General features: G+C 72.0%; 22 protein-coding genes. 13 read left to right on the top strand and 9 right to left on the bottom strand.

Going from position 1 to position 26,967, the window contains the following annotated elements; all coding sequences use genetic code 11:
• The first annotated feature begins 23 nt into the window (after positions 1-23).
• From FLV34_RS02110 to FLV34_RS02100, 3 genes are all read left to right on the top strand, one after another.
• The gene (locus tag FLV34_RS02110; protein WP_142644924.1) at positions 24-722 is read left to right on the top strand and encodes a 1-acyl-sn-glycerol-3-phosphate acyltransferase; all 699 of its coding nucleotides are present in this window, start codon (positions 24-26) and stop codon (positions 720-722) included.
• 299 nt (positions 723-1,021) lie between these two features.
• Positions 1,022-1,729: an SDR family NAD(P)-dependent oxidoreductase gene (locus FLV34_RS02105; protein WP_142644925.1), complete on the top strand. Its 708-nt coding sequence runs from the start codon at positions 1,022-1,024 to the stop codon at positions 1,727-1,729.
• Positions 1,730-2,363: 634 nt separating this feature from the next.
• A complete protein-coding gene (locus tag FLV34_RS02100) occupies positions 2,364-3,902 on the top strand; it encodes an MDR family MFS transporter (RefSeq protein ID WP_142644926.1) in 1,539 nt (512 codons plus the stop codon).
• 191 nt (positions 3,903-4,093) lie between these two features.
• On the opposite strand, the gene mmuM is transcribed toward FLV34_RS02100, so the two are convergent.
• The 4 genes from mmuM to FLV34_RS42135 form a co-directional block, all read right to left on the bottom strand.
• Entirely contained in the window at positions 4,094-4,948 is an 855-nt protein-coding gene (gene mmuM, locus FLV34_RS02095) for a homocysteine S-methyltransferase (protein WP_142644927.1), read from the bottom strand.
• 376 nt (positions 4,949-5,324) lie between these two features.
• Entirely contained in the window at positions 5,325-5,792 is a 468-nt protein-coding gene (locus tag FLV34_RS02090; protein WP_147942226.1) for a MerR family transcriptional regulator, read from the bottom strand.
• An 804-nt stretch (positions 5,793-6,596) separates the two neighbouring features.
• Positions 6,597-9,464: a VIT domain-containing protein gene (locus FLV34_RS02085; protein WP_261985619.1), complete on the bottom strand. Its 2,868-nt coding sequence runs from the start codon at positions 9,462-9,464 to the stop codon at positions 6,597-6,599.
• Positions 9,465-9,468: 4 nt separating this feature from the next.
• Positions 9,469-10,758, bottom strand: a complete 1,290-nt coding sequence (locus FLV34_RS42135) for a helix-turn-helix domain-containing protein (protein ID WP_261985618.1) — start codon at positions 10,756-10,758, stop codon at positions 9,469-9,471.
• 385 nt (positions 10,759-11,143) lie between these two features.
• Between FLV34_RS42135 and FLV34_RS02075 the strand changes: the two genes are divergently transcribed.
• Positions 11,144-12,337: a PhoX family protein gene (locus FLV34_RS02075; RefSeq protein ID WP_261985617.1), complete on the top strand. Its 1,194-nt coding sequence runs from the start codon at positions 11,144-11,146 to the stop codon at positions 12,335-12,337.
• Positions 12,338-12,441: 104 nt separating this feature from the next.
• Here FLV34_RS02075 and FLV34_RS02070 read toward each other — a convergent pair whose 3' ends face one another.
• Positions 12,442-13,044, bottom strand: coding sequence for a trypsin-like peptidase domain-containing protein (locus FLV34_RS02070; protein ID WP_147942224.1), 603 nt, complete (start codon positions 13,042-13,044; stop codon positions 12,442-12,444).
• Between the two features lie 251 nt (positions 13,045-13,295).
• Positions 13,296-14,204 (bottom strand): helix-turn-helix domain-containing GNAT family N-acetyltransferase, encoded by a 909-nt coding sequence (locus FLV34_RS02065; RefSeq protein WP_142644931.1) that lies wholly within the window; start codon positions 14,202-14,204, stop codon positions 13,296-13,298.
• Positions 14,205-14,467: 263 nt separating this feature from the next.
• Here FLV34_RS02065 and FLV34_RS02060 point away from each other — a divergent pair, with 263 nt between their 5' ends.
• The 4 genes from FLV34_RS02060 to thiI all read left to right on the top strand — a co-directional run bounded on the left by FLV34_RS02060 (position 14,468) and on the right by thiI (position 19,100).
• On the top strand, positions 14,468-15,493 hold the full coding sequence (locus tag FLV34_RS02060; RefSeq protein ID WP_142644932.1) for a 6-phosphofructokinase: 1,026 nt from the start codon (positions 14,468-14,470) through the stop codon (positions 15,491-15,493).
• 184 nt (positions 15,494-15,677) lie between these two features.
• Complete coding sequence (gene macS, locus FLV34_RS02055; RefSeq protein ID WP_147942223.1) at positions 15,678-16,919, top strand: MacS family sensor histidine kinase; 1,242 nt, start codon at positions 15,678-15,680, stop codon at positions 16,917-16,919.
• An 89-nt stretch (positions 16,920-17,008) separates the two neighbouring features.
• On the top strand, positions 17,009-17,659 hold the full coding sequence (locus FLV34_RS02050) for a response regulator transcription factor (protein ID WP_142645211.1): 651 nt from the start codon (positions 17,009-17,011) through the stop codon (positions 17,657-17,659).
• A gap of 244 nt (positions 17,660-17,903) precedes the next feature.
• Complete coding sequence (gene thiI / locus FLV34_RS02045) at positions 17,904-19,100, top strand: tRNA uracil 4-sulfurtransferase ThiI (RefSeq protein WP_142616738.1); 1,197 nt, start codon at positions 17,904-17,906, stop codon at positions 19,098-19,100.
• Between the two features lie 64 nt (positions 19,101-19,164).
• Here thiI and aroF read toward each other — a convergent pair whose 3' ends face one another.
• A complete protein-coding gene (gene aroF / locus FLV34_RS02040) occupies positions 19,165-20,214 on the bottom strand; it encodes a 3-deoxy-7-phosphoheptulonate synthase (RefSeq protein WP_142644934.1) in 1,050 nt (349 codons plus the stop codon).
• Between the two features lie 252 nt (positions 20,215-20,466).
• Here aroF and FLV34_RS02035 point away from each other — a divergent pair, with 252 nt between their 5' ends.
• Both FLV34_RS02035 and FLV34_RS02030 read left to right on the top strand, forming a co-directional pair.
• Positions 20,467-21,087: a sulfite oxidase-like oxidoreductase gene (locus FLV34_RS02035; RefSeq protein ID WP_142644935.1), complete on the top strand. Its 621-nt coding sequence runs from the start codon at positions 20,467-20,469 to the stop codon at positions 21,085-21,087.
• Between the two features lie 27 nt (positions 21,088-21,114).
• A complete protein-coding gene (locus tag FLV34_RS02030) occupies positions 21,115-22,272 on the top strand; it encodes a sensor histidine kinase (RefSeq protein ID WP_260617008.1) in 1,158 nt (385 codons plus the stop codon).
• Here FLV34_RS02030 and FLV34_RS02025 read toward each other — a convergent pair.
• The gene (locus FLV34_RS02025) at positions 22,259-23,623 is read right to left on the bottom strand and encodes a HAMP domain-containing sensor histidine kinase (protein WP_142644936.1); all 1,365 of its coding nucleotides are present in this window, start codon (positions 23,621-23,623) and stop codon (positions 22,259-22,261) included. The genes FLV34_RS02030 and FLV34_RS02025 overlap by 14 nt on opposite strands.
• A gap of 215 nt (positions 23,624-23,838) precedes the next feature.
• Between FLV34_RS02025 and FLV34_RS02020 the strand changes: the two genes are divergently transcribed.
• Positions 23,839-24,570 (top strand): LytTR family DNA-binding domain-containing protein, encoded by a 732-nt coding sequence (locus FLV34_RS02020; protein WP_142644937.1) that lies wholly within the window; start codon positions 23,839-23,841, stop codon positions 24,568-24,570.
• Between the two features lie 563 nt (positions 24,571-25,133).
• Here FLV34_RS02020 and FLV34_RS02015 read toward each other — a convergent pair.
• Complete coding sequence (locus FLV34_RS02015; RefSeq protein WP_147942222.1) at positions 25,134-25,973, bottom strand: deoxyribonuclease IV; 840 nt, start codon at positions 25,971-25,973, stop codon at positions 25,134-25,136.
• A 175-nt stretch (positions 25,974-26,148) separates the two neighbouring features.
• Between FLV34_RS02015 and uraD the strand changes: the two genes are divergently transcribed.
• Entirely contained in the window at positions 26,149-26,622 is a 474-nt protein-coding gene (gene uraD / locus FLV34_RS02010) for a 2-oxo-4-hydroxy-4-carboxy-5-ureidoimidazoline decarboxylase (protein WP_142644939.1), read from the top strand.
• The gene (gene uraH / locus FLV34_RS02005) at positions 26,619-26,966 is read left to right on the top strand and encodes a hydroxyisourate hydrolase (protein ID WP_142644940.1); all 348 of its coding nucleotides are present in this window, start codon (positions 26,619-26,621) and stop codon (positions 26,964-26,966) included. Before uraD ends, uraH begins: the two co-directional genes overlap by 4 nt.
• The last annotated feature ends 1 nt before the right edge of the window (position 26,967 follow it).

The following is a 26,967-nucleotide window of genomic DNA, read 5'->3' as shown; positions in this document are numbered from 1 at the left end:
ATCCGAGCCGAGGGGGTGCCCACGTGTTTTATTGGGTGGTGAAGGCCATCCTCTGGCCGATCCTCCGCTTCGTGTTCCGCCCCTGGGCCGAGGGGGTGGAGAACGTGCCGAAGGAGGGCCCGGTCATCCTGGCCGGCAACCACCTGTCGTTCGCCGACCACTTCTTCGGGGCCGGATTCCTGCCCCGAAAGGTGATTTCCCTGGGCAAGGCCGAATATTTCACCGGCCGCGGGCTCAAAGGCGTGGTGAGCCGCGCTTTCTTCTCGGGCGTCGGCACCGTCCCGATCGACCGTTCCGGCGGCAAGGCGAGCGAGGCGGCGCTCCGCACCGGCCTGCGCATCCTCAGGGAGCGGCAGGTGCTCGGCATCTACCCCGAGGGCACCCGCTCGCCCGACGGCCGCCTTTACAAGGGCAAGACGGGTGTGGCCCGGCTCGCGCTGGAGTCCCGGGCGCCGGTGATCCCGTGGGCGATGGTCAACACGTTCGAGATGATGCCCCCCGGCCGGCTGATCCCCAGGTTCGGCATCCGCCCCGGCGTCCGCTATGGCAAGCCGCTCGACTTCTCCCGTTACTACGGCATGGAGAACGACCGCCTCGTGCTCCGGGCGGTCACCGACGAGATCATGTACGCGCTGATGGAGCTGTCGGGCCAGGAGTACGTCGACAAGTACGCGGCGGCGGCCAAGACGGAAACGACCCGGGCGGCTCGCGAGAAGTCCTGATGTTTCCGGCCGGACGGCCGACGGGCGTCGCCCGCTTCGTGTGTCCGCCGAGTCCCACGGGCCGCGTGAACCGCTCGCCTGCCCGCGTGAACCGCTCACTTGTCCGGGTGAACCGCTCGCTTGTCGCGCACAGCCGCGCAGGCCGGAGGGGGTAGCCCATCAGCCGCGCAGAGCCCTGCCGAGTTCCGTCGCCGTCATGCCCCGAGTGGACATCCTGGGCCGGCGCCGCGCCTGGTACCGGCAGTCCCAGGAAGCAGGGACATCTGGCTGCCCACCGCGCCGTTCCGGAGAGTGGAGGCATGACGACAACACTGATCACCGGAGCGAACAAGGGCATCGGCCGCGAGACCGCCCGCCGGCTCGTCGCCGCGGGTCACACCGTGTACGTGGGCGCGCGCAACGCCGAGCGCGGCCGCCGGGCCGCGCAGGAGCTGGGCGCGCGGTTCGTCCTTCTCGACGTCACCGATGACGCCACGGTCGAGGCGGCGGCCAAGACCATCGAGGCGGACGGCGGGCTCGACGTGCTGATCAACAACGCGGGTGTCGAGCCCCGCGTCGAGGGCAACGCCATTCCCGCCCCCGAGTCCACGACCGCCGACCAGGTGCGCGCCGTCTTCGAGACGAACGTCTTCGGCCTGGTCCGCGTCACCCACGCGTTCCTGCCGCTGCTCAAGCGCTCGGCCGCGCCGGTCGTGGTCAACGTCAGCAGCGGCCTGGCCTCGCTGACCGCCCTGTCCGACCCCGCCCACCACGCGCACTTCTACCCGGGCCTCGCCTACCCGGCGTCGAAGACCGCGGTCAACATGCTCACCGTGCAGTACGCCAAGGCGTTCCCGCAGATGCGGATCAACGCCGTCGAGCCCGGCTTCACCAAGACGGACCTGAACGGCAACACGGGCACGCAGACCGTCGAAGAGGCGGCCGAGATCATCGTCCGGATGGCGGAGATCGGCCCCGACGGTCCGACCGGCGGCTACTTCGACATCAACGGGCCGCTGCGCTGGTGAAGCCGTACGGCGAACGCGGATGGAACCGGTCCCGGCGGGCGGCCTGCGGCCGACTCCGCAGGCCGCCTGCCGCCGGTTCTCCCGCACGCTGATGTCCACGCTGACGGAGCTTCCCGGCCCAGGAGTACGTCCGACAGGTACGCGGCGGCGGCCAAGACGGAAACGACCCGGGCAGCTCGCGAGAATTCCTAATACTTCCGGACCGGACGGGTAACGTTGCGGTGTTCGCCGCGCACCTTGGGACGTTCAGACACGTTCGGATCGGAAGGCGTAGGAGCATGCCAGCACGCAGGCACCGCACATGGGCCGAGCCCGGCGCCGCGAGGCACGGAGCGGGTGACGGCGCGGGTGACGGATTGGACGGCCCGTCCATGATCCCGGCGAGCGGGTCCGCCGTACCCCGCGAAACCACGGCCCGGCACGCGGACGGGAACACGGCCTGGTACACAGACGGGGATACGGCCTGGTACACAGCGGGGTGCGCGGCCGGGGACAGGGCGCGGCGCGCCGCTCGCGGGCGCCGCGCCGGAGACGCCGTCCGCGAAGCCACATCCCGGGTCGCCGCCTGTGGGCGCCGTGTCCGGGCCGCCGGTCGCGGGCGGCGGATTCGGGTCGCCGCGTGCGGGTGCCCGGCATGAGCGTCCGCGAGAAGCAGCAGGCCGAGACGGGATATCTGCCGCACCGTCAGATCCTGGTCGTGCTCTCCGGAGTTGCGGCCGGAATGCTGCTGGCCGCCCTCGACCAGAGCATCGTCGGCACGGCCCTGCCGCGCATCGTCAGCGAGCTCGGCGGCCTCGACAAGTTGTCGTGGGTGGTCACCGCCTACCTGCTCACCTCGACCGCGGCGACCCCGCTGTGGGGCAAGATCTCCGATCTGTACGGCAGGCGGACGATCTTCCAGGCCGCCATCGGCATTTTCCTGCTCGGCTCAGTGCTGGCCGGGCTGAGCCAGAACATCGGTCAGCTCATCGGCTTCCGGGCGATCCAGGGCCTGGGCGGCGGCGGGCTGATGGCCTTGGCGTTCAGCATCATCGGCGACGTCATCCCGCCGCGTGAACGCGGCCGATACCAGGGCTACTTCGGCGCCGTGTGGGGCACCTCCAGCGTCGCCGGGCCGCTGCTCGGCGGCTTCTTCACCGACGGCCCCGGCTGGCGGTGGATCTTCTGGATCAACCTGCCGATCGGGCTTATCTCGCTCGTCGTCACCTCGATGGCGCTGCGGATCCCCTTCACCCGGCGCAGCCACCGCATCGACTACCTGGGCGCGGCGCTGATCGTGGCCGGGGTGTCGTGCTTCCTGCTCTACCTCGACTGGGCGGGCGGCGACATCGGCTGGACGGCTCCCGGCTCGCTGGCCCTGCTGACCGGATTCGTGGGGTTCGCGGCGCTGTTCGTGTTCGTCGAACTGCGGGCGGCCGAGCCGATCCTGCCGATGCGGTTGTTCCGCAACAAGATCTTCAGCGTGGGCAACGCCTTCAGCTTCCTCGCGGGCCTGGCGATGTTCGGCGGCATGATCTTCCTGCCGGTCTACCTCCAGGCCGTCCAGGGCATGTCGCCGACCGTGTCCGGCCTGGCGCTGCTGCCCGCGGTCTTCGGCATCTTCTCCACGTCCATCACCTCCGGCCAGATCATGAGCCGGACCGGCCGATACAAGATCTTCCCGATCCTGGGCGGGGCGGTCCTCCTGGTGGCCATGTGGCTGCTGTCCACGATCAAGGTGGACACGCCGTACTGGCAGGTGGCGGTCTACGCCTACCTCTTCGGCGCAGGGCTCGGGTTCACCATGCAGACGATCGTCACGGCCATCCAGAACGCGGTGGAGCGCGCCGACATGGGCGTGGCGACGAGCTCCACGACGTTCTTCCGGATGATGGGCGCCGCCATCGGCACGGCGATCATGGGCGCGGTCCTCACCAACCGGCTCACCCACTACCTGACCGTGGAGTTCGGTGGCAGGATGCCGCCGGGGCACGTGGACGCCAACAACGTGCAGGCGATCCAGCAGTTGCCGCAGCCGGTCAAGGATCACGTGCTGGTCGCGTTCACCAGCGCGATCGACGACGTGTTCCTCGCCAGCCTGCCCTTCGTCGCCCTCGCGCTGGTCGTGGCCTTCTTCCTCAAGGAGATCCCGCTCGCCGCCCGGAGCACCGACGGCCCGGCCGCCATGGGCTGACCGAGCACGCAGCCGGCGGCGGGATACACCCCACGAACGGGCGGTCCGCCGCCGGCGTGGCAACGCGTGCAGGTCTGTCGTGCAGCTCTCACGTGGCGAGCCGGTCTCGCGCGCAGATCTCTTGTGCGGGTCTCGCCTCTCGCATGGAGCTCTCGCGCGTCTCGCCTCTCACATGTGGCGTGGGAGCATGCTCAGGCGAGCTGGGCGCGGATCTCGCGGATGTGGGCCGGGGTGGTGCGGCAGCAGCCGCCCACATAATGGGCGCCGAGCGAGGCCCACCCGGCCGCCGCCCTGCCGAACTCGACGGGATCGGCGAGCCCCAGCCAGCGCCGGTTAGCGGCGTCCCACGTCTCGCCCGAGTTGGGGTAGACGATCGAGGCCCCGCGCTTGATCAGGTCCGGGATGAAGCGCGGCGCGGTGCAGTTCACGCCCACGGCGACCACCTGCGGGAGGTCCGCGAAGATCGCTGCCGACTCCTCGAACGGCGTCCCGTCACTGATGTGCTCGCCGTCCCGGCAGGAGAAGGTGACCCACGCCTTCACGGTCGGCGTCTCGCGCAGGAGCCTCGCGAGCGCCCGCGCCTCGGTCTGGGAGGGGATCGTCTCGCACGCCAGCAGATCGGCCCCCGCGCCGACGAGGATTTCGAACCGCTCCCGGTGCCACTCGGTGAGGCCGTCCTCGTCCAGGTCGTAGTCACCGGTGTACTCCGCGCCGTTGGCCAGGTAGGCGCCGTACGGTCCCACGCTCGCGGCGACGAGCCCGTGCCCGGCCTCGTCCCTCGCCTGTACGGCAAGCGTCACCGACAGCCGGATGAGGTCGCGGGCCTCCTGGGTGGTGAGGCCGTGCCGTACGAACCCGGGGATGCTCGCCTGGTAGCTCGCCGTGGTGGCGACATCGGCTCCGGCCGTGAAGTAGTCGAGGTGCGCCTGACGGATGACGCTGGGATCGTCGGTGAGCAGCCGTGCCGACCACAGGTCGTCGCTCAGGTCACAGCCGAGTGTCTCCAGGTGCGTGGCGAGACCGCCGTCGAGGACGATTGGGTTCATACCGGGCAACCCTACGTGCTCACGCGGGGAACCGGCGTCGCGGCCTCACCGTCGGCCGGACCGAGTCTCGGACGCCTCTGGCCGGTCGGCCGAGCCGGTCGAGGCGCGGCATTGTGCCGCGTGCAGATGGTGCGCGAGGTCCGCCGTGTGCGGTGGAGTCGCGGGGCCGTATGGCGCGGCCTGAAGGCCGAGCCGGGCTCGACTGCCGGTTCCCCGGCCGAGTCGGAGCAGCGACCGGCTCTCCTGCCCGCACAGGCCGCGACACCCGAACAGCTCACGCTCCTGCAGGCAACAGCGCGCCGGTCGCCCGCGAAGTCCACGCCCAGGGGTCGGCTCTACTGCGGCGCGGGAGGCCCGCCGTACGTGGGGGAGTGGCTCAGCGGGCGTCCGCTGGCTGGCTGGGTGCCCACAGCTGATCGGCGTCACCGGCGGCGAGACGACCTCGGTACACGTCGATCTTGTGGTCGATGAGCCTGAGGTTCTCCTGTATTTCGGCGAGCTTGGCGGCCACCTCCGCGCGGTGGGCTTCGAGGAGGGCAAGCCGTTCCTGCTCGTTGCCGACTCCTGCGGAGACGAGCTGGGCGTAGCGCCTGATGGCCTTGATGGGCATGCCGGTGGCCCGCATTTTCGTGCAGATGACGATCCACTTGAGGTCGACCCCGTGATATCGCCGCTGGCCGCCGGTGGTGCGGCCGACGGGGGAGAAGACCAGACCGGCGCGTTCGTAGTAGCGCAACGTGTGCACGCTGACACCGGTGCGGCGGGCGGCTTCGGCGATGCTCAGCCCCTCCTCCGGCACCGGGTGAGCGGGCTTGGACCTCGCCTGCGTATCCACTTCGAGCATGTTCGAAAGCCTAACCTCGTGACCGTTACCCGAAGCGGGTGCCGCCAGTCACCGGCGCCGGCTCGGTCGGGCTCGCGGAGCGGACCATCCCCGCGACGGCGACGCATGCCGATCGGACCGCAGGCCCGGTCGGCGGATCTGCCGATCACCAGTACGGCCGTCTCCGGAATGCCCGCGCGAGGCCCCGGCACGGCAGCCTCCATCGGCCTTCACCCGCCTCCACCGGTCTGAGCGGCGTGCACCCATCTAGACAGCCCACCTCGGTGGCCTCCGTCGGTGGCCAGACCGGTAGTGCCGAAGGAGGACCGGTAGGGCCGTACCGGAATCGCGATCGCCGGGACGATCTCGGGAACGATTCGGGAACGATCTCGAACCAAGAGGCTGGACTGCGTTCTCTCCGGCGGCCACGCTTTCAGCGACCAGCGACCAGCGACCAGCGACCAGCGACCAGCGACCAGCGACCAGTGATCGGCGAGCACGCGGCTGGCTCTCGCGGTGAGGAACCGATCGACAATCTCAGGCGTTGGTGGCATATGGGGCTGAAAGGGCTTCTCAATCGGTTGCTGCGCCGCCGGTCTCCCGTCCCCGCAGGTGGACGCGACGATCGGCCTGACACGGGAGGGGTGAGGGAGCCTCGGCGTCCTGCACCCACCCCGCCGTCCGATGTCATTCGCCTACCCGAACCCTCGTAAAGGGCTCCGCTTACAGCGGAACCCGAAGCGGCCGGGGCCCGGCTTCCTCGCCGGGCGTCCCGGCCGCATTCGTTTCAGCCCTGTCGTGTCGCGGCCTCTCCCGGATGGCGTCTCACGATCGCTTCCAGAAAGGACGCCGGCCCTCCTTCGGTCCGGGCGCGGAGCCCGGGGAACCCAAGGGACCCGGGAACGCGTGCCCAGGGGTCGTGGACCCGGGGGACGTCGGGCCTGTCGAGCCGACGCCGGGCCCGCCGGTCAGGATGGTCAGCAGATCGACCGTCCGCCGCCAGAGGTCGTCGAGTGAGACCTCGGCCCACTCGGCTCTCTCCAGGTCGGCAGCGAGTGCGGCGAGATCCGGGTGACCACCTGCCATCTGCGCGAGGACGCGCAGGCGACTGGCGAGATCCGCGAGATAACGCCGCCGCTCCCACTCGGGCAGCGACTCCGCCTCGCCCAGCTTCGCGAGTTCCTCGGCCAGCAGCGGCCGGATGCCCTCGAAATCCGTGACAGGGGCGAACCCTTCGCCGGGATGCGGAAGGAAACGACCGATGGAGAACCCACGGGCGCCCCGTCTCCGAGCCGGTGCGGGCGCGCCGGCGTAAGGCGGGGCAGGCGGTGCGGCCGGAGGCGCGACAGGAGGTACGGCCGGGGGCGCGCCGGGCGGCGGAGCCGCCGCGATGGGCCCTTCAGCCGCCGCGGCGGAAGGCATCTCAGGGCGGGCCGTGGTGAACGCGGCCATTCTCGCCATCATCGGAGCGGCGGGTGCCACCATCGGCATCGCGGTCGGCATCTCCCAGCCGCTCGGCGGTTCGACCGGCTGGATCACCCGGTGCTCCGGGCCGCCTTCGCCGGTGACGCGGGTGTCGACGGCCACGAAGGCGGTGAACCGGCACAGCACGCCGAAACGCAGTGAGACGTCGACGATCCGCCGTTCGAGGGAGTGGTCGCCCATGGCGTATCGGTCTTCCAGGGCGCGCAGATATGCCCGTGCCCACACGGCCCGGGCCGCCGGGTTGCGGACGGGACGGCCCTCGATCCGCTCCTCCCAGGGGCGGCCGTCGGCCGTACGGCCCTGCACCGTGAGGGCTCCGGCGGGCCGCCGCCCCCGGTAACGTCCGCTCACGACCAGAGGGACGCCGGGGTAGAGCGAGCCGGCATGCGTGACGGTGTCCGCCACGAGATCCACGCCTTCCGCCTTCAGCGCGATGTCCGTCACCAGCGGCGATCCGATGCGGCGGTGGATGTGCTCCATCGCCGCGTCGAGCCGGTCCTCCGACTCGACCAGCTCGCACCGGCCCGAGCCGGCCAGGGCCAGCCGCCCGAGGAACCCCGCGTTCACCGCCCTGTCGATGCCCACGGTGTGCACCCGGATGCCGTGCAGGCGGGAGCCGATGCGTTCGAGGATCTGGTCTTCGTTGCCCACCTGGCCGTCGGTCACCAGGACGAGCACGCGGTCGCGTGCCTGTTCGCGGGACGGGCCGGATCCGCCGTACCCGCCGTCCCCACCCGACCGGCCGGGGTCCGTGCCGGTGGCCGCCCCCGGGGCGGGCGCGGTGTGGGTCGGCGCGGTGTGGCCTGGCATGTTGTGGCCCGGCATGTTGCCGGTAGGCGCGGTGTGGGTGGGCGCGGTGTGGGTGGGCGCGGTGTGGGTGGGCGCGTTGTGGTCATCGAGCAGCCGCAGGGCCTCCTCCAGGGGAGCGAGCATCTCCGTGCCCCCGCGTGCGTCGAGCCGGGACAGGTGCTCGACGGCGCGGTATCGGTTGCGGTCGGTAGCCTCCACCAGGCCGTCGGAGAAGGCCCGCTCCACGACCGAATCGAACGAGAGCACGGCGAACCGGTCATGCCGGGTGAGCGTGTCGACGATCCGGGCGGCGGCGCGCCGTGCGGCCACCATCTTCCAGCCCGTCATGCTGCCGGATCGGTCGAGCAGCAGGACGACGTCACGGGACGCGGTGCGGGTGCCGTCATCCGGCGGCGGCAGCAGGGTCAGCACGAAGGTTCCCTCGGCGTCAGCCGGGTCCCTGGCCGGGTCCTTCGCTGTGCCCTGTGCCCTGTCCTCCGGTGTGCCCTTCGCGGCGCCGCTGCCGTCAGCCGTGCCGCTGCTGTCAGCCGTGCCGCCGTCGTGGGCCGTGCCCTCGTCGCCGGGCGAACCGGCGTCCGTGGCGTCGGCGGCGTCGTCCGGCACGAGCGCGAGTGACGAGGAGGCGTCGAACGCCAGGCGCAGGATGAAGTCACGGTCGAGCCGCTCGCCGGGCCGCAGCCTGATCGTGTCGCCCTCCCGATCGACCTCGTGCAGGCTGGAACGGACCTCACGCAGGTCGAGCCCGGTGGGGTCGATCGTCGCCGCGAGCGACAGCCGTACGGGATAGGGAAAGCCGGGAAGCAGGACGGGCGGCGTGATCCGGGATGCGTCGGGCACGGCGTCGGTGTCGGGCGCCACGCCGCCGCCCGCCGACGGGCCGGACAGCGGAGCCCCGGGGATGTAGCGGGGTGCCACGACCAGCGGGAAGCGGAACTCGGCAGCGCCGTCCTCGTAGGGAAGCGGCTGGCTCAGCGTGAGGCGGACCACCACGCGCTCCCCGGGGACGATGTTGCCGACCCTGATCGTGAACACGTCGGGCCGGTCCTCCTCGGCGATCGCCGCACGCCTCCCCTCGGAGAGCGCCCGGTCGTAGTCGGCCCGCGCCTGCCCGCGCTCCTTGAGCACGCCCTCGATGACCCGGTCGTCCGCCTCCATCCGGAAGGCGGTGACCGCGGCCCGCGGCGGCAGCGGGAAGACGTACGTCGCCTCCAGCGACACGTCGAAGGCATTGCGGAAGGTCTGGACGACCTCGACGCCCGCCACCAGTCCGGTGACGTGGGCGGTGACGTCCACGCTCTCCAGGGGAAGGTTGCCCTTCTCGGTCTCCAGCGCTCCGAGCCCGGCGTCCGGCACGGGCCGGCACTCCTCCGGCCGCAGAGGTGTGATGGGAACGGTCATGGCGTCATCCCTCCAGCGGGTCGGACGTGTCGGAAGCATGTGGATCGAGTGCCGAGGCGTCGTGGGGGTCGCGGGCGCTCTCGAACGGCCCGGCCAGGCCGAGCGCGGCGAGGGCCGCGAGAAGTGGAGCCGCGGCCCGGCGCAGCGCCGCCACCTCGTGGCCGTCCGGGACCCGGTGAGCCCGGTCGAGCAGGACCGTCACCCCGGGCGCGAGCCGCACGCCGTGCACGACGTCCGGGAGTGCGACCTCCGAGAACGTGAGGTCCGGAAGCACGACGTCGAGGGGCGCGGCGTTCATGGGCCCTGTGCTCATGGGCCCTGTGCTCATGGGCCCTGTGCTCATGAGCCCCGTGTTCATGAGCCCGGCGTTCAAGGGCCCGGTTTCCGTGGGCCCGGTGTTCGCGGGTGTGGCGTCAACAGTCGCGGCGTCCCCGCGTGCGATGTCCTCATGCGGGGTGTTCCCGTGCAAGGCGTCTCCGCGCGTGGCGCCTCTGCGCGGGGAGTTCCTGTGGGGGGTGTCTCCGTGTGCGATGTCTTTGTTCGGGGTCAGGTAGTGGCCTGAGCCGGCCGTGGCGGCGGATGAGGCCGGGCGCGCCCAGAAGCGGTCGCGGGCCGCAGGCCGTGCGATGTCCGGGATGGCGGGCTCGGCGTCGGTTTCCGGGTTCGCCCCGTAGCTCGCCCCGTGCCAACCGGGCGCCGGTGGTGCCGGAGGGGACGGCGGGCCGGGAGGACGGTCCGCGGCGCTCGCCGGAGCCGGGACCGCCGGGCGGTGCGGAGGGGGCGGGGAAGGCGGAGCGGGCGGGGAGAGCGGCCGGGGCGCCGGTCCTGGCAACGGCTCGGTGAGCCCGGCGACGCGCATAAGCATGGCGTCGGTCGCGCCCGCCAGTTCCGCCTGGATGTCGGCGATGGACCGGCCCTCCGCCTGGCGGCGCTTCACGGCCACGAGCTGGAGCAGGTGACGGCGGCCATAGAGGGCCACCCGGCCGCGCCGGCCGAGCGGGGGGTCGAGCAGCCCGATCGTCGTGTACCAGCGGATGAGCCGTTCGTTCGGCACTTCGCGGACTCTGCCATTGGCGCGCGGCTCAGGGCCGTTCGGGCGGGGCTCGGGGCCGTTGGCGCGTGACTGGGGGCCGTCGGCTCGCGGCCCGGGACCACCGCTGCCCGGCTCCCGGCCCTTGGCGCCCGACTCGGGACCACCGCCGCTGCCCGGCTCCCGGCCGTGGACGCGCCGCTCCTGGCTGAGCAGGTCCGCCGCCCGCTCCGCCAGTTCGCCGATCGTCCAGGTGTCGCTCATGCCTCCACGATGACACTGTCATAATGACACTGTCAATATCGCCTCCGTCATGCGGCGTCATGGTTTTCGAAGAGTTCGTCTCGGTGAGGAACGCCGCTTCTCCCGCCGTTCACACGAAACGGATCGACTGGGTGCAGCGACGTGTGCGACGGGCCGCCGAGGGACAGGAGAACGCGAGGCGGGAAACGAGGGACGGCCCGTGCGGAACGAGCGAACGGAGGAGGGTGCGGCCCCTCCTGAGCCTGGACGGGCGAACCGGGCCCGGCGGGCACCACGCTCCACGCACCACGCGCCGCACGCCCAGCCGGCCGGGGGTGCGGGGACTCGGCAGGCCCATCGGTGGGCGGCCGGCATGACCAGGGGCAGGGCGAGGAGGCGGTCAGCGGTGCAGGGAACTTCCGTCCGATCGGTGGCGCTCTCGGCGCTGCCGGGATCGTTGTGGCGCGCGGCGTTCGCACGGCCTGGCGACGGAGGTGAGCCGCCCGGTCACGAGCCGTACGAGTCCTACGGGCCGCCCGACCGCGAGCTGCACAAGTCCTACGGGCCGCCCGGCCCAGAGTCGTACGAGCCATACGAGTCGTACGGGCCGGGAGATCCGGATGACCCGTTCCCGGCGGACGTGCTGCGGGCCCTGCCGCCGGGTTTCGCCGCCCGGGTCGTGGCGCGGTCGGGAGAGCGTGCCGGGGGAGTCGTCTGGCCCGCGGCCCCGGACGACGGCGGCTGCTTCCCCGACGAGGACGGCTGGATATACGTGTCCAACTGCGCGCTGCCGCTGCTCGGCGGCGTGACCGCGCTGCGTTTCGCCCCGGACGGGACCCTGCGCGGCGGATATCGCATCCTGTCCGGCGCCGACCGCTGCGGGCCCGGCGCCGCCACGCCATGGCACACCTGGATCTCGGGCGAGCGGACGCCGTACGGCCGGGTCTTCGAATGCGACCCGTACGGCCGGCGCGCCCCCATGCCCCGGCTCGGGATGGGCCTGTTCACCCATGCCGGCGTGGCCTGTGATCCCGACCGGGGCGTCGTCTACCTCACGGAGGGGGAGCCGGACGGATGCCTGTATCGGTTCCGCCCGGACGACCGGGGCGACCTCACGACGGGCGTGCTGGAGGTGCTGGCCGGCGACCCCGGCGAGGAGTCCGTGACGTGGGAACGGGTGCCGATCCCGGCACTCCCCGACCACGTGCCCCACTATGTGCCCCTGCGGGAGCAGGTGAGAGGGGCCAGGAGGTTCGCGGGCGGCGGCGACTGCCACTTTTCCGATGGCCTAATGCGGTTCGTCACCGAGGGCGATGGCCGGGTGTGGGCGTACGACGCCGCCCGCGAGTGCCTGACCGTGCTGCACGAAACGGCCGGGACGCCGGGCGGCTGCGCTGACGGCGGGTTCACCCTCGTCGCCGGTGACCGGGCGGCGCCGTTCCTGCGTGTCACGGGCGGCTGGGCCGTGACGGGGCCCGCGATGTCGCCCGACGGCGACCGGCTCTACTTCTCCTGCCGTCCGTCCCGGAGCGGGCGGCCCGCCCCGGCCGTCGTGACCGTCGAGGTCCGCGGGCCGTTCCATGATCTCTTCCGGGCCTGAACCGGCAATGGCCTGGCGAGGCCGGACGACACGGATCGCCGGGCCCTCCGCCGCGATCCGGCCCACTCGCCTGGCGGACCGCAGCCCCCGGCGTACGAGGGATGTCAGTCGCAGGGGTCGTGCGGCACGGCGGTGGGGGCCCTCCTGCCGGACGTGGCGACCGCGCTGAACTGTGCCGTCGTGAGCGCGTAGCCGACGTCGGCCTTCTCCGTGTCCGCCGCGAAGACCATCCCCGCCACCCGATCTCCGTCGGAGACCAGCGGAGCGCCCGACATGCCGGGTGTGATGGCCGCACCCTGGAAGCGATGGATCCGCAGTGAGACTCGCACGCGGTTGTAAATGTCGTACGACTCGGCGGGCTGGTCCGGCCGTACTTTGGCGGGCAGCTCGACCGGGACGGTCGCGCCCTTGTGGTAGCCGACGACCACGGCGGCGGTGATCGAGGCTTGCGTGAACCGCAGCGGCCGGGCGGTCAGCCCGGGCGCCCGCAGGACGGCGGCGTCGGCCTCCGGGTCGAAGGCCACCACCTGTGCGGCGAACCGCCCGTCGCCGAGGACGACTTCCAGGTCGCGGTCCGCTCCTGCCACGGTGTGCGCGTTGACCATGACCCTCTCGGGTGCGTAGACGAATCCGGTCGCCTCCAGCGGTTTCCGGCAGGAGGAGGCGTAACCCCGGACCCGCACCACGCTGTGCGCGGCTTCGGACATGGCGGTGACCTCGGTCGTGGCCCCGGCTGCAGGGGCGGCGGGCCGTGCGGGCACATGAGCGCCCGCGCACCCTGCCGCGCCCGCTCCCGCGAGCACCGCCACGCAAACCGCGAGCGCGACACTCTGTCTCGGCGTTCTCACGGTCCGCCGCACCGGTCCCAGCACGAAGATCATGATAGGGACCGCCCGGACCGCCCGGACCGCCCAGATCGGCCGGGCGGGTCACAGGCCGCCTGGATCGACCTGGAAGGTCACAGGTCCTTGGCCCATATCTGGTCGGTGACGGGGATGCCCGACTCCTCGCTCGGATACTGCTCCACCAGCTCGAACCCGGCGGCCTGGTAGATCCGGCGGGCGCTGACGAGCACGTCGCGGGTCCAGAGCTCGATCCGGCTGTAGCCGGCCGACGCGGCGAAGCGCAGGCACTCGTCGACCAGGCGCCGCCCGATGCCCATGCCGCGGGCGGACGGCTCGACCAGCAGCAGGCGGAGCTGGGCCGTCGTGTCGCCTTTGCGCAGGCAGAAGACGCATCCCACCGGCTCGCCGTGCACCTCGGCGATCCAGGCCGCCTCCCGGCGGGGGTCCTGGTCCTCGACGTACTCGGCGACGATCCGCGCGACCAGGGCCTCGAACGCGGCGCCCCAGCCGTACTCCTCGCTGTAGAGGGCCCCGTGCCGGTGCACCACCCAGCCGAGGTCGCCCGCCCGCGGGGGCCTGATCACGTACGGCTCGCGCCGCTCGCCGGGCTCCAGCAGGCTGCGTACGGTGCCCATCGCGGTGACGAGCCGGCGGCGTTCCGGATCGGTCAGCTTGGCCAGGAGGGTCTCGATCTCGTCGGCCGAACGCCGGTCGAGCAGGGCGAAGGTGTCGCGGCCCTTGGGGGTGAGCCGTACGACCTGGCGGCGGGCGTCCTCGGCCGACCGCTCCCGGGACACGAGCCCGTCGCCTTCGAACCTGGTGAGGATCCGGCTCAGGTAGCCGGGGTCGAGATCGAGCATTGCCCTGACGTCGGCGGTGTCGGCGGCGTCCCTGGTGCCGAGCTCGAACAGCACCCGCGCCTCGGTCAGGGAGTAGGGGGTGTCGTGCATTCCCGACCCGAGCACGCCGATGACGGACGTGTAGAAGCGGTTGAACGCACGGACTTCGGAAACGATGTCCATTTTTCCCTTGCCTAACTCAAGGAAATGATTGACGAAGTCAAAGATAGAGCCGCAGCGGCCGGTTGGGAAGACGCCACTCACGACGAGCGCGGTCTCGTCGTGCGAGACTGAGTTGGTCTGGTCGGCCGGGTGGCGTAGCCTCTCCTTTTGGTCTAGACCATTGAGATAGGCTCAGGCAGAATGCGGTGCGGTGGAGTGCCGGGGCCTGCGTCGGGCCGGCCGCGCCATTCCACGCGTAATCCCAGATGGAGGAAGAACCCGTCATGCGTATTGGAGTCCTGACCGGAGGCGGCGACTGCCCCGGGCTGAACGCGGTGATCCGCGGCGTCGTCCGCAAGGGCGTCGGCGTGTACGGGCACGAGTTCGTCGGATTCCGCGACGGCTGGCGTGGCCCTCTGGAGGGCGACACCATGCCGCTCGACATCCAGGCCGTCCGGGGCATCCTCCCGCGCGGCGGCACCATTCTCGGTTCCTCCCGCACGAACCCGATCAAGATCGAGGGCGGCGTCGAGCGGATCAAGGAGAACCTCGCCGCACAGGGCGTCGACGCGCTCATCGCCATCGGCGGTGAGGACACGCTGGGCGTGGCCAAGCAGCTGTTCGATCGCGATGTGAAGGTCGTCGGCGTGCCCAAGACGATCGACAACGACCTCAACGCCACCGACTACACCTTCGGCTTCGACACCGCGGTCAACATCGCGATGGAGGCCATCGACCGGCTGCACACCACCGCCGAGTCGCACCACCGCGCGCTGATCTGCGAGGTCATGGGCCGTCACGCGGGCTGGATCGCGCTGCACGCGGGCATGGCCGCCGGCGCCAACGTCATCCTCATCCCGGAGAAGCCGTTCGACATCGAGAAGGTCTGCGCCTACGTCGAGTCGCGGTTCAAGACCCGCTACGCGCCGATCATCGTCGTCGCCGAGGGCGCCCACCCGCTCGAGGGCCAGATGGCGCTGCAGGCGGGCGAGCTCGACGCGTTCGGCCACGTGCGTCTCGGCGGCATCGGCGAGGTCCTCGCCAAGGAGATCGAGAAGCGCACCGGCAAGGAGGCCCGCACCACGGTCCTCGGCCACATCCAGCGCGGCGGCACCCCGACCGCCTACGACCGCGTGCTCGCGACCCGCTTCGGCCTGGGCGCGATCGACGCGGTGCACGAGGGCGACTACGGCAAGATGGTCGCGCTGCGCGGCACCGACATCGTCCGCGTCGAGCTCGCCGAGGCGACCGCCGAGCTCAAGACCGTGCCGGTCTCCCGCTACGAGGAGGCCGAGGTCTTCTTCGGCTGATCGGTGCGGGCCCGTCACCAGGGCCCGCGCACGATCCTGTACGGCTCCCGCGTCGCCCCGCGGGAGCCGTACGCATGAAAGGCCCCGAATCACGCGAAGTGAGCCCCCCGGGCGCGGCGATTGCCCGAGTATGTGAGCGGAGGGCCCGGCCCTCCCCGGCTCGATCAGGAGAGGTCGCCGCGCGATGGGCATCGAGGGACCGTTCTGGCGGGCGATCGCGGTGTTCCGCGTGGCGTCGCTCGCGTACGCGGCGCTGCTCGTGCTCAGGGCGGGCGGCTACACCCGTCCCGCCGTGGCCTGGGCCGTCGTCGGCGTGATGGCCGTCTGGACGGTCGTCATGCTCGTCCCGCCTCCCTCCGCACGGCGGGGGCCGCTGCTGGCCGCCGACCTCGTCGTCACGGTGGCGTGCCTGCTGGCCGCGCCGTACGCGCAGAGCCGCGACGACATGCTGGCCGGGGCGATCCCGATCACGGCGACCTGGGCGGCCGGCCCCGTCCTGGCGTACGGCGTGGCGCGGGGACGCCGCGCAGGTGCGGTCGCCGCCGCGGTCATGTCGGCGGCCGACCTGTGGCTGCGCAGCGGCAACGGGGTCGATCTCGCCTCGATCCCGGTGAACGGCGCCGTGCTCATGTTCATGGCCGGAGTGGTCGTCGGGCATGTCGCCCGGCTCGCGCGGGAGGCCGAGGAGCGCATGCGGCGCGCCGCGCGGATCGAGGCGGCCGGCCGCGAGCGGGAGCGGCTCGCCCGCGGCATCCACGACTCAGTGCTCCAGGTGCTGGCCCTGGTGCAGCGCAGGGGCGCGGAGATCGGCGGCGAGGCGGCCGAGCTGGGCAGGCTGGCGGGGGAGCAGGAGGCGGCGCTGCGGGCGCTGGTGCAGGCCCCGCCCGTGGCGGAGGAGCCGGATCCCGCCCCGCCGCCCGGTCTCCATGCTCCGGTGTGGCAGCGCCGCCGCCTCGCCCACACCTCTCCTGGTTCCACGGGGACCGGCGCGGCGGAATCCGATGTCGACCTGCGCGAGCTGCTGCGGCCGTACGGCACCTCCGGGGTGACGGTGTCCGCGCCCGCGACACCGCTGCGGCTGCCGGCCGGGAGCGCGCGGGAGGTGGCGGCGGCCGTCGGCGCGGCCCTCGACAACGTCGCCCGGCACTGTCCCGAGGGCACCCGCGCGTGGATACTCGCGGAGGAGGACGACGGCGCGGTCGTCGTCACCGTACGCGACGACGGGCCGGGCATCCCCGAGGGCCGGTTGGAGCAGGCGGCCCGCGAGGGGCGCATGGGCGTGGCCCGCTCGATCCGGGGCCGCGTGGCCGACCTCGGCGGCACGGTGGCCATCACCTCGTCGCGTACGGGAACGGAGATCGAGCTGACGGTCCCAGTGGGTGCGGACAAGGCGAGCGCGGACGAGGCGAGCGGGAGGCGGTCGTGAGCGGAGACGAACGGCTGCGCGCCGGCGATCCCGCGCGCCCGGCGGCCGGTGAGGGCGCCGGTCGCCGGGAACGCCCGCGGGTGCGGGTCATGGTGGTGGACGACCATCCGATGTGGCGGGAGGCGGTCGCCCGCGACCTGGCCGAGGCCGGGTACGACGTCGTCGCCACCACCGGGGAGGGCCGTCAGGCGCTGCGCGTGGCGGCGGCGGTGCGGCCCGACGTGGTGGTGCTCGACCTGCGGCTGCCCGACCTGCCGGGCGTCGAGGTGGCCCGGGGGTTCGGCGCGTCCGCCGTCCCGCCGCGCGTGCTCGTCCTGTCGGCCAGCGCCGAGGAGGAGGACGTCCTGGAAGCGGTCAAGGCGGGCGCTTCCGGATATCTCGTGAAATCGGCGAGCCGGGAGGAGTTCCTGGACGCCGTCCGGCGCACCGCCGAGGGCGACGCCGTCTTCACCCCCGGCCTGGCCGGGCTGGTGCTGGGGGAGTATCGCAGGCTGGCCCACCGGACGGCAGGCCCGGGCCGCGACGCCGCGCAGGACGGCCCCCGGCTGACCGACCGGGAGACCGAGGTGCTGCGCATGGTCGCCAAGGGCCTGACCTATCGGCAGATCGCCGAGCGCCTGGTGCTGTCGCATCGCACCGTGCAGAACCACGTGCAGAACACGCTGAGCAAGCTCCAGCTCCACAACCGCGTCGAACTGGTCCGCTACGCGATAGAGAAGGGCCTGGCCGAGCTCGACTAGCGCGGGGCCATCGACGGAGGTTCCTCCGGCGCGGTGACCGGCCCGGAGTCCGGGACGCCCCCGGCGCGACGACGCGGCAGGGCAAAGAATGGCGGGGCGCCGGGTGCTGATCGGCGCTGTCGCGGCGGCGGCATTACAGTGGGAAGCCTGCATCGCCGCGACGCGTTGTCCCTGGCGAACGTCCCCTGGCCGCAGCCCTCCCCGGCGTGACGGCCGTCCACGTCCGTTCCGGAGGTTTCCACAGATGACCATGACCGCCCTCGGAGAGCCCTCGGTGCTGCTCAAGTTAGGCGAGGTGGTTCTGAAGGGCCGGAACCGCGAGATCTTCGAGATGCGCCTGCGGGCGAACATCAAGCACGCTCTCAAGGACCACCGGGTCGACATCCGCCAGCGGCACGGGGTGATCGCCCTGTTCCTGCCCGCGGGGACCGAGGTGGAGGAGGCCGAGGCCGTGGCGGCCCGCGTGGCCGACGTGCCCGGCATCGTGCTGGTCCATCTGGCCTGGCGGGTGGCGAAGGACACGGACGCGATCACCAAGGCCGCTATCGAGCTGATCAGGGACAGCGACGAGGTGGCCCGCAAGGCGCGCTTCGCCGTACGGTCGCGGCGTCGTGACAAGCGCTTCCCGCTGCGCTCGAACGAGCTCGACCGCGTGGTCGGCGGGGCGATCAACGACACCTACGGGCTGCCGGTCGACCTGAGCAACCCGGAGCTGACCGTGCACATCGAGGTGGACAAGGACGAGGCGTTCCTGTTCACCGGTGGCCGGCCGGGCCAGGGCGGCCTGCCGGTCGGCTCCAGCGGCCGGGCGCTGGCGCTGCTGTCCGGCGGCATCGACTCCCCGGTCGCCGCCTACCGCATGATGCGGCGCGGCCTGCGGGTGGACTTCCTGCACTTCTCCGGCATCCCGTTCACCACCTCCGAGTCGATCTACAAGGCGTACGCGCTGGTGCGCAACCTGGACAAGTTCCAGGGCAAGTCGCGGCTGTGGGTGGTGCCGTTCGGCAAGGCGCAGCAGTCGATCAGGAACTCCGGCCAGGACCGGCTCGCGGTGATCGCGCAGCGGCGGCTGATGCTCAAGACGGCCGAGGAGGTCGCCCACCGCATCCACGCCGAGGCGCTGGTCACCGGCGACAGCCTCGGCCAGGTCTCCTCGCAGACCCTCGCCAACATCACGGCCCAGGACCACGCCGTGGACCTGCCGATCCTGCGCCCGCTGATCGGCCTGGACAAGACCGAGATCATGGCCGAGGCCCGCAGGATCGGGACGCTGGAGATCTCCGAGCTGCCCGACGAGGACTGCTGCACGCTGCTCGCGCCCCGGCAGGCCGAGACCCGCGCGAAGATCGAGGACCTCAAGCAGATCGAGAAGCGCCTCGACGCCGAGGACCTCGCCGCCCAGCTCGCCGACTCGATCCAGCCGTACAAGCTCGACGTCTGAGCCCTCCCCGGCCTGGCAGGAGCCGGGGACCGCGTAACGCGGTCCCCGGGCCCAGCAGACGGGTTCAGGCGGGGATGGCGGACGGCGTCGTCGCGCCGGTGGCGGCGGTGCGGCCCACCAGCGGGGGGAAGTCGCGCATGACCGCCGCGAGGGCGTCCAGGTCGCCGTCCACCAGGGCCTGCGGGCCGTCGCACAGGGCCTGCTCGGGGTGGGGGTGCACGTCGACGATGAGGCCGTCCGCTCCGACCGCGACGGCGGCCCGCGACAGCGGCAGCACGAGGTCGCGCCGGCCGCCGGAGTGCGACGGGTCGACGATCACCGGCAGGTGCGACAGCCGCTGTACGACAGGGACCGCCGAGATGTCGAGCGTGTTGCGGGTGGCGGGCTCGTAGGTGCGGATGCCGCGCTCGCACAGCACGATGTCGAGGTTGCCGCGCTGGGCGACGTATTCGGCCGCCATGAGCCACTCCTCGATGGTCGCCGTCATGCCCCGCTTCAGCATGACCGGCTTGCCCGCCGCGCCCACTGCCTGCAGCAGCGCGAAGTTCTGCGCGTTGCGGGTGCCGACCTGCAGCATGTCGGCGTACGACGCGACGAGCGCCACGTCGTGGGCGTCCACGACCTCGGTGACGATCGGCAGCCCGGTCTGCTCGCGCACGTCGGCCAGGATGCGCAGGCCCTTCTCGCCCAGCCCCTGGAAGGCGTACGGCGAGGTGCGCGGCTTGTAGGCGCCGCCGCGCAGCAGCGTCGCGCCCGCGGCCTTGGCCATCAGCGCGGCCTCAAGCGTCTGTTCCGGGGTCTCGACCGCGCACGGGCCGGCGATCAGCGTGACGGTGTCCGGGCCGATCGGGACGCCGCGCACGGTCACCGTGGAGCGCTGCGGGTGGTTCTCCCTGCTCACGAGCTTGTACGGGGTGGAGACCCGCACGACGTCGGCGACGCCCGGCATGGCGCGCAGGTTGAGCGCGGCGAACTGCTCGACGTCGCCGATGAGGCCGATGATCGTGCGGTTCACGCCGCGGCTCGCGAACGCCTCGCCTCCGGCGGCGGCCACGACGTCGGTGATCGCCTCGATGTCGTCCTGCGTTGCCTCGGGGGCCATGACGATGACCATGGTGACTCCTGTCGCTGTTGATCGTGCGGGTCGGGGGAAAAACGACGAAGGCCCCGGGTCCGTTGGACCCGGGGCCTTCGTTCGCCGTGGCTGTCAGCGCAGCGCATGGAGGCGATCGGTCCTCACGGGTCCGTCGCCATACCAAAACGACCAAGCGGTGCGCATGCGACGAAATATAGCGCACGCGTCCTTGTCGTGCCGCACCCCCACCCCCAGGGGGCCGGTGCGGCCGCACTCCGGGCGGATGGCAGGATGGCGTGCGTGCCGGAGAACCCTGAGGAGGAGACGCGCCTGCCGCCGGGCCAGTACGTCCCACGTGGACGGCCCGTCGTCCACTACGGACGGGTCCCGGCGTTCCGCCCCGAGACGTGGCGGTTCCAGGTGTTCGGCGCCACGGCCTCGGGCCGGGTCCACGACTTCACGTGGGAGGAGTTCTCCGCGCTGCCCACGACGACCGTCATCGCCGACTTCCACTGCGTCACCAAGTTCTCCCTCATGGGCAACGAGTGGGGTGGCGTGCCCACGTCGGTGCTGCTCGACCGCGTGCCCCCGGCGCCCGGCGTGCGTCACGTCATGGTCTGGGCCGAGTACGGCTTCAGCGCCAACATGCGCATGTCCGACTTCGACCGGCCGGCCACGCTGTTCGCGACGCACCTCGACGGGAACCCGCTGTCCCCCGAGCGCGGCTATCCCGTACGGATCGTGGTGCCGCACCTGTACGCCTGGAAGAGCGTGAAGTGGGTGCGCGCGATCGAATACCTGACCGAGGACCGGCGCGGCTTCTGGGAGGAACGCGGCTATCACAACGTGGCCGATCCCTGGAAGGAGCAGCGCTACTCATACCAGGAGGACCCGGGCGACGGCCCACCGTGAGGCCGCCGAGCGGCTACGGTGTCCGGCGTGTCTTCAGCCGTCTGGGTCACGCTGTGCGCGCTCTGCGGGGTCTGCGGCGGCGCGCTGGGCCGCGCTCTCGCCGGTCGTGGGCCGGCGCCCGGCGCGCTGCCGGAGGAGGCGATGTTCCTCGCCCTGCGCGTCGCGGGGCTGGCGGCGGGCTCGCTGCGCGCCGGGCTCACCCGCGGCTCCGCGCGCCGCGCCGCGCGGCACCTGCGGACGCTGCTCGGCACCGCCGGCCTGGTGGTCGCCACGGGTGACCGCGTCCTGGCCAGGAACGGAACGGGCGTGCCGGCCGACGAGGCCGTCCTCGCGGAGGTGCGCGCGACCATGGCGGGCGGCAGGCCGCGCCTCGCCTCCGCCGCGGAAGGCGACCGGCACGGGGTGGTCGTCCCCCTGACCGTGGAGGGCAGGGCGGTCGGCGCGCTCGCGGCGTACGACACCGAGATCGGCGCCGGTCTGATGCGCACGGCGGCCGAGGTGGGCCGCTGGATGTCCGGCCAGCTCGAACTCGCCGAGCTGGACGCCTCCCGCCGGCGCACCCTGGAGGCGGAGACGCGGGCGCTGCGGGCGCAGATCTCGCCCCACTTCGTGTACAACTCGCTGACCACGATCGCCTCGTTCGTCCGGACCGATCCCGAGCGCGCCCGCGAGCTGCTGCTCGACTTCGCCGACTTCATCCGCTACGCGCTGCGCAGGGCGGCCGACTTCACCTCGCTCGCCGACGAGCTGAGCTGCGTCGACCGCTACCTGCTGCTTGAGCAGGCGAGGTTCGGCGACCGGCTGCGCTTCACCGTCCAGGTCGCTCCCGAGGTGCTGCGGGTCGACGTGCCGTTCCTGTGCCTGCAACCGCTGGTGGAGAACGCCATCAAGCACGGCATGCCGGGGGAGGTCCGGGTCGTGATCAGGGACGCCGGGCCGGAGGCGCACATCTGGGTCGAGGACGACGGCGTCGGCATGGACCCCGAACACCTGCGGGCCGCGCTCGCCGAGGAGAGCAGCGGGATCGGGCTGAGCAACGTGGACCTGCGCATGCGCCACCTCTACGGCCAGGACTACGGGCTCATGGTGGAGACCGCGCCCGGCAAGGGCACCCGCATCCGGCTGCGCATCCCCAAGACCCGCCCCCGCCCCGTCCCGGCCCGACCGGGGCTCAGCCGGTCATGAGCGGGAGCCGGAGGACGAAGCGGGCACCGTGCGGGGAGTCCTCGAGGCACAGGCTGCCCTCGTGCGCCACGGCGATCGCCCGGCACAGGGCCAGGCCGAGGCCGCTGCCGTGGGGATCGAGGCGTCGTCCCGCCTCCAGCCGGGCGAAAGGTTCGAAGACGCGCTCCCTGTCCTTCTCGTCGATGCCCTCGCCGTCGTCCTGCACGACCACCTGCGCCTGGGCCCCGGCGCGCTGGGCGCTCACCTCCACCTGACGGGTGGCATGGCGCTGCGCGTTCACCAGCAGGTTCGTCACGACGCTGGCCAGTTGCACGCGGTTGCCGAGGACCAGCACGTCGGGCTCGGTTCTGGTGCGCACCGGCACGCCCGTGGTACGCGCCGCCGCTTCGGCGCGTACGAGCGCTCCGAGGTCGACCGGCTCCAGCGAGGACGGCGTGTTGCGCAGCCTGGCGAAGGTGAGCAGCTCGTCGATGATCCGCTGCATGCGGTCGGCGGCCGGCAGCGACCTGGCGATCGCCTCGCGTGCGTCGATCTCCGGGAAGAGCAGCGCCTCCTCCAGCCCCGTCCGCAGGCCGGCGAGCGGGCACTTGAGCTCGTGGGACACGACGGCGGCGAACTCCCGCTGCCGCGTGACCGCCGACTCCAGCCGGTCGAGCGTCTCGTTCGCGGTGCGGCCCAGCCGGGAGATCTCGTCCTGGCCGGACGGCTGCGGCACCCGCAGGGACAGGTCGTGGGCGGTGATCTCGGACATCCGCTGCCGGATCGTGTCTATGGGATGCAGGATGCGGCCCGTCGCCCGCCAGGTCGTCCACGTCCACAGGACCACCAGCAGCACCCCGCCGAGCGCGCTGAAGAGCTCCAGCCGCTGCCCGCGCAGGGCGGGCGGCTGGTCCGTGCCGGCGTAGACGAAGTGGGGCTCGCCCTGCCAGAACTCCCGGGACTGGAACATCGGAACCCGGGCGGCGGTGAGCATGATGCACGGTTTGCCCTCGGGACACTCGGTCACGTCGTCGAAGTGGTTCTCGGTCGGCCTGACCGTGCTCAGCGGCCGATCGCCGGCCATGGGCCCGGCCGCCACCACCTGGCCGCGCGAGTCGACGAGCTGGACGAGCGGCACCCGTGCCGTCGGCGCCGGCGGCGGAATCCGCCCGTGTTCCATCGAGCCGATCCATTCGATCGCGACCCTGCGGGTCTCCTGGTAGATCTCGGCTTCGATCCGGTGGCGGACGAGCAGGCAGAAGCCCACGGTGATCACCGCGACGACGAGCACCGACACCGCCGCCACGGTCAGCGTCACCCGCGCCTGGATCGAGTTGGAGAAAAAAAGGCACCTGTCGGGCCTGATGCTCATCGAAGTTCCTCGGTGGGCCTGGGCTACCTGTTCAACGGTAAGCAGCCCTAACGGACAAAAGTCCTGTTAGACGCCCAAAGGCCAATAGCTCTACTATGTCTTGGCGGGAAACTTGCCTCACTGCGCACTGGAAAGTGGCGGAGCGTATCGGGAATGTGACTTACCGTTCGGTCACCCCTTGCGCGGAGGGCCGGGCACGCGGCACGGTGGACGCCATGCTGCGTGTCCTCGCGGTGGACGACGAGGTCCCCGCCCTGTCCGAGCTCGCCTTCCTGCTCCGCCAGGACGCCCGGGTGGAGCACGTGAGCACGGCGACCGACGGCGGGGCCGCCCTGCACGACATGGTCCAGATGATCGCCGACGGGGTGCGCCTCGACGGCGTGTTCCTGGACGTGCGCATGCCGGGCCTCGACGGCCTCGACCTCGCCCGGCTCATCGGCGGGTTCCCCATGCCTCCCCGCCTGGTCTTCGTCAGTGCCCACGACTGCGCGGTCCAGGCGTTCGAGCTGGAGGCCGTCGACTACCTGCTCAAGCCCGTACGCCCGGAGCGGCTGGCGGAGGCCGTACGGCGGCTCTCGGCGGCCGTCGCGCCTCCCGGCGCCGAGGGGGAGGACCTGGAGACGATCCCGGTCGAGCTCGGGGGCCGCACGAAGTTCGTGGCCCGGCAGGACGTGTGCTACGCCGAGGCACACGGCGACTACGTCCGCCTGCACACGGCCGAGGCCGTCTATCTCGTACGGATGTCCCTCGCGGCGCTGGAACGCCGCTGGGCGGGCTCCGGGTTCGTCCGGGCCCACCGCAGCACCCTGGTCAACGCGCGGCACGTCAGCGAGCTTCGCTTCGACGCCGGGCGGGTGGTCCTGCAGGTGGGCGGCGAGACGCTGCCGGTGAGCAGGCGGCACACCCGGCAGGTGCGGGAGCAGCTCGTCCGGCAGTTCCGTCCGTGAGCCCGTGCCGGGGGGTGTGTTCGTGCGCCCCGATCTACCGCTCGTCGTCTTCCGCGGCCCGCTCGTCGTGCGGGAGCGGGCCGCATGGCGCTAACTAGAGACCGCTCGTCCGAAGGGCCATCCCGCCGCCCGACTACACCTCGTAGTCTTTCGCACGTCGCAAGACACGCGGGGTAATCACAAGGTGAGCAGATTGTCACCGACTGGTTACCAAGCGGGGCCCTACTCGGGGGGGAAGGGCCCCGCCCACGCGTATCGGGGGGTGCGCGGCGATCCGGCCATACGGGGGCGCCGGATCGCCGCGAACGCCCCATCCCGATCACCCGGAGAGCCGCGTCCGCCGGAAGAACCGCGTCCGCCGGGAGAGCCGCGTCCGCCGGAAGACTCGCATCCCCCGGGAGACCTGCTCACTCCGGAAGAGCCACTCGCCTCGGGAGAGTCATTCACCCGAAGGGCCGCTCACCTCGGAAAGGCCGCTCACCCGGAGGAGCCGTCGCCAGGAAACCGCTCGCCCCGGAACCCGCTGTGACGCGAGGGACCGGCGGGCACCGGGAACATGCCGGTCAGTCGCCGCGCAGCTTCTTGAGCAGCTCGATGTCCTCGCGGTGCTTTTCCACCTTGCCGGGCGTCTCGATGCAGATGGGCACCCCGGCGGCCGTGGGATGGCGCATCAGGTCGCCGAACGCCTGGGCGCCGATGTGCCCCGCACCGATGTTCTCGTGCCGGTCCCGCTTCGAGCCGCAGGGATCCTTCGAGTCGTTGGCGTGGATCAGCTTGAGCCGGCCGGGGGCGACGTCGTTCAGCGCGTCCATCGTCTCCTTCACCCCGCCCGGCGCGGCCAGGTCGTGCCCCGCGGCGAACGCGTGGCAGGTGTCGAGGCACACGCCGACCTTGGGGTGATGGTCGAGGGCCTCCAGATAGGGGCCGAGGTCCTGCACGGTCGCGCAGAGCATCTGGCCCTGGCCCGCCATCGGTTCGAGCAGCAGGTCGGGACCGTCGTCCGGAATCTCGTCCAGCACCGGCAGCAGGCGCTCGTGGATCTGGCGCATCGCGGCCTCGCGCGGCTGGCTCACGGCCGAGCCGGTGTGGACGACCACGCCGAGCGCGCCGGTCTCGACGCCCCTGCGCAGGGTGTGCCGGGTCACCGCGATCGAGTTCTCCAGGGTCTCCGGCGTCGGCGACCCGAAGTTCACGAGATACGCGGCGTGCACGAAGACGGGCATGCCCGACTCGCGGAGCTTGGCGTCCTCCGCCGGGTTTCCCTCGGAGAGCGCCCAGCCTCGGGGGTTGGTGACGAAGACCTGGATCACTTCCGCGCCGATGTCGGCCGCGTACTTCAGCCCGCCCTTGGCGAGACCGCCGGTGACGAAGACGTGTCCGCCGATGAGATTGGAAGGAGTCATGATGCTCCCAAGAGTATTGGCACCGGGTAGTGGCGCGGAGTAGTGGCACAGGGCGTTGGCGCAGGCTGATGCCGCCCCCTTTGTCACAACGTACAAAGCGGCCCCCGGAGCGGGGCGCCCGGTTCGGACTTCGCACCGCTGGAATCGCCCCGGGCCCGGCGGTTGACTGACGGGCATGCGCGAACTCAGCCGGGAGGATCTGCGGTCCTGCTGCGCCTCCACCAGATGGGTGGAGGCGGTCGCCGCGCGCGGGCCGTACGGCGATCTCGACGGGCTCCGGCGCGCGAGCGAGGCCGCCCTCGCGGAGCTGACCTGGGACGACGTGCTGGAGGCGCTGGCGGCGCACCCGCGGATCGGCGAACGGCCCGCCGGTGCGGGACGCGAGGCCGCGTGGTCGCGGTCGGAGCAGTCCGGAACCGCGGACGCCGGCCGGGACGTGCTCGGCGCGCTCCGCGAGGGCAACGCCGCCTACGAGAGCCGGTTCGGCCACGTCTACCTGGTCTGCGCGACGGGCCGGGAGGCCGGCGAACTGCTGGCGCTGCTGCGCGACCGGCTCGGCAACGACGAGGAGACCGAGCGCAAGGTCGTCAGGGACGAACTGTCGAAGATCGTCGCGTTGCGGCTGGCCAAGCTCTGGGAGGGCCGGTGAGCCTTTCGACGCACGTGCTCGACACCGCCGCCGGGCGGCCGGCCAAGGACCTGTTCGTACGGCTCTCGCGCCGCGCCGCGCACGGGTTCGTGCCGGTGGCGGAGGGCCGCACCGACGGCGACGGCCGCATCCGCGAGTGGACCCCGCTGGGCCGGGAATGGGACCCGGCCGAGGACCCGCGCCCGGGGACCTACCGGCTCGTGTTCGACACCGGCGCCTATCTGGGGAACGAGGCGTTCTTCCCCGAGGTGAGCGTCGTGTTCGCCATCCGGGAGGCCGGCGAGCACTACCACGTGCCGCTGCTGCTGAGCCCGTTCGCCTATTCGACCTACCGGGGGAGCTGAC

The organism is Microbispora sp. CSR-4, assembly GCF_008033685.1.
In the GTDB taxonomy this organism is placed as follows: Bacteria; Actinomycetota; Actinomycetes; order Streptosporangiales; family Streptosporangiaceae; genus Microbispora.
This window is presented reverse-complemented; position numbering and strand designations above follow the sequence as displayed.

What these genes read in the sequence shown, in the direction of transcription:
- FLV34_RS02090 (WP_147942226.1), bottom strand. Translation starts at nt 5,792, where the DNA reads ATGCTCGAAGTGGATACGCAGGCGAGGTCCAAGCCCGCTCACCCGGTG.
- aroF (WP_142644934.1), bottom strand. Translation starts at nt 20,214, where the DNA reads ATGGTCATCGTCATGGCCCCCGAGGCAACGCAGGACGACATCGAGGCG.
- FLV34_RS02085 (WP_261985619.1), bottom strand. Translation starts at nt 9,464, where the DNA reads ATGACCGTTCCCATCACACCTCTGCGGCCGGAGGAGTGCCGGCCCGTG.
- FLV34_RS42135 (WP_261985618.1), bottom strand. Translation starts at nt 10,758, where the DNA reads ATGAGCGACACCTGGACGATCGGCGAACTGGCGGAGCGGGCGGCGGAC.
- FLV34_RS02025 (WP_142644936.1), bottom strand. Translation starts at nt 23,623, where the DNA reads ATGAGCATCAGGCCCGACAGGTGCCTTTTTTTCTCCAACTCGATCCAG.
- thiI (WP_142616738.1), top strand. Translation starts at nt 17,904, where the DNA reads ATGACCATGACCGCCCTCGGAGAGCCCTCGGTGCTGCTCAAGTTAGGC.
- macS (WP_147942223.1), top strand. Translation starts at nt 15,678, where the DNA reads ATGGGCATCGAGGGACCGTTCTGGCGGGCGATCGCGGTGTTCCGCGTG.
- FLV34_RS02020 (WP_142644937.1), top strand. Translation starts at nt 23,839, where the DNA reads ATGCTGCGTGTCCTCGCGGTGGACGACGAGGTCCCCGCCCTGTCCGAG.
- uraD (WP_142644939.1), top strand. Translation starts at nt 26,149, where the DNA reads ATGCGCGAACTCAGCCGGGAGGATCTGCGGTCCTGCTGCGCCTCCACC.
- FLV34_RS02015 (WP_147942222.1), bottom strand. Translation starts at nt 25,973, where the DNA reads ATGACTCCTTCCAATCTCATCGGCGGACACGTCTTCGTCACCGGCGGT.
- FLV34_RS02035 (WP_142644935.1), top strand. Translation starts at nt 20,467, where the DNA reads ATGGCGTGCGTGCCGGAGAACCCTGAGGAGGAGACGCGCCTGCCGCCG.
- FLV34_RS02060 (WP_142644932.1), top strand. Translation starts at nt 14,468, where the DNA reads ATGCGTATTGGAGTCCTGACCGGAGGCGGCGACTGCCCCGGGCTGAAC.
- FLV34_RS02050 (WP_142645211.1), top strand. Translation starts at nt 17,009, where the DNA reads ATGGTGGTGGACGACCATCCGATGTGGCGGGAGGCGGTCGCCCGCGAC.
- FLV34_RS02070 (WP_147942224.1), bottom strand. Translation starts at nt 13,044, where the DNA reads ATGTCCGAAGCCGCGCACAGCGTGGTGCGGGTCCGGGGTTACGCCTCC.
- mmuM (WP_142644927.1), bottom strand. Translation starts at nt 4,948, where the DNA reads ATGAACCCAATCGTCCTCGACGGCGGTCTCGCCACGCACCTGGAGACA.
- FLV34_RS02105 (WP_142644925.1), top strand. Translation starts at nt 1,022, where the DNA reads ATGACGACAACACTGATCACCGGAGCGAACAAGGGCATCGGCCGCGAG.
- FLV34_RS02100 (WP_142644926.1), top strand. Translation starts at nt 2,364, where the DNA reads ATGAGCGTCCGCGAGAAGCAGCAGGCCGAGACGGGATATCTGCCGCAC.
- FLV34_RS02065 (WP_142644931.1), bottom strand. Translation starts at nt 14,204, where the DNA reads ATGGACATCGTTTCCGAAGTCCGTGCGTTCAACCGCTTCTACACGTCC.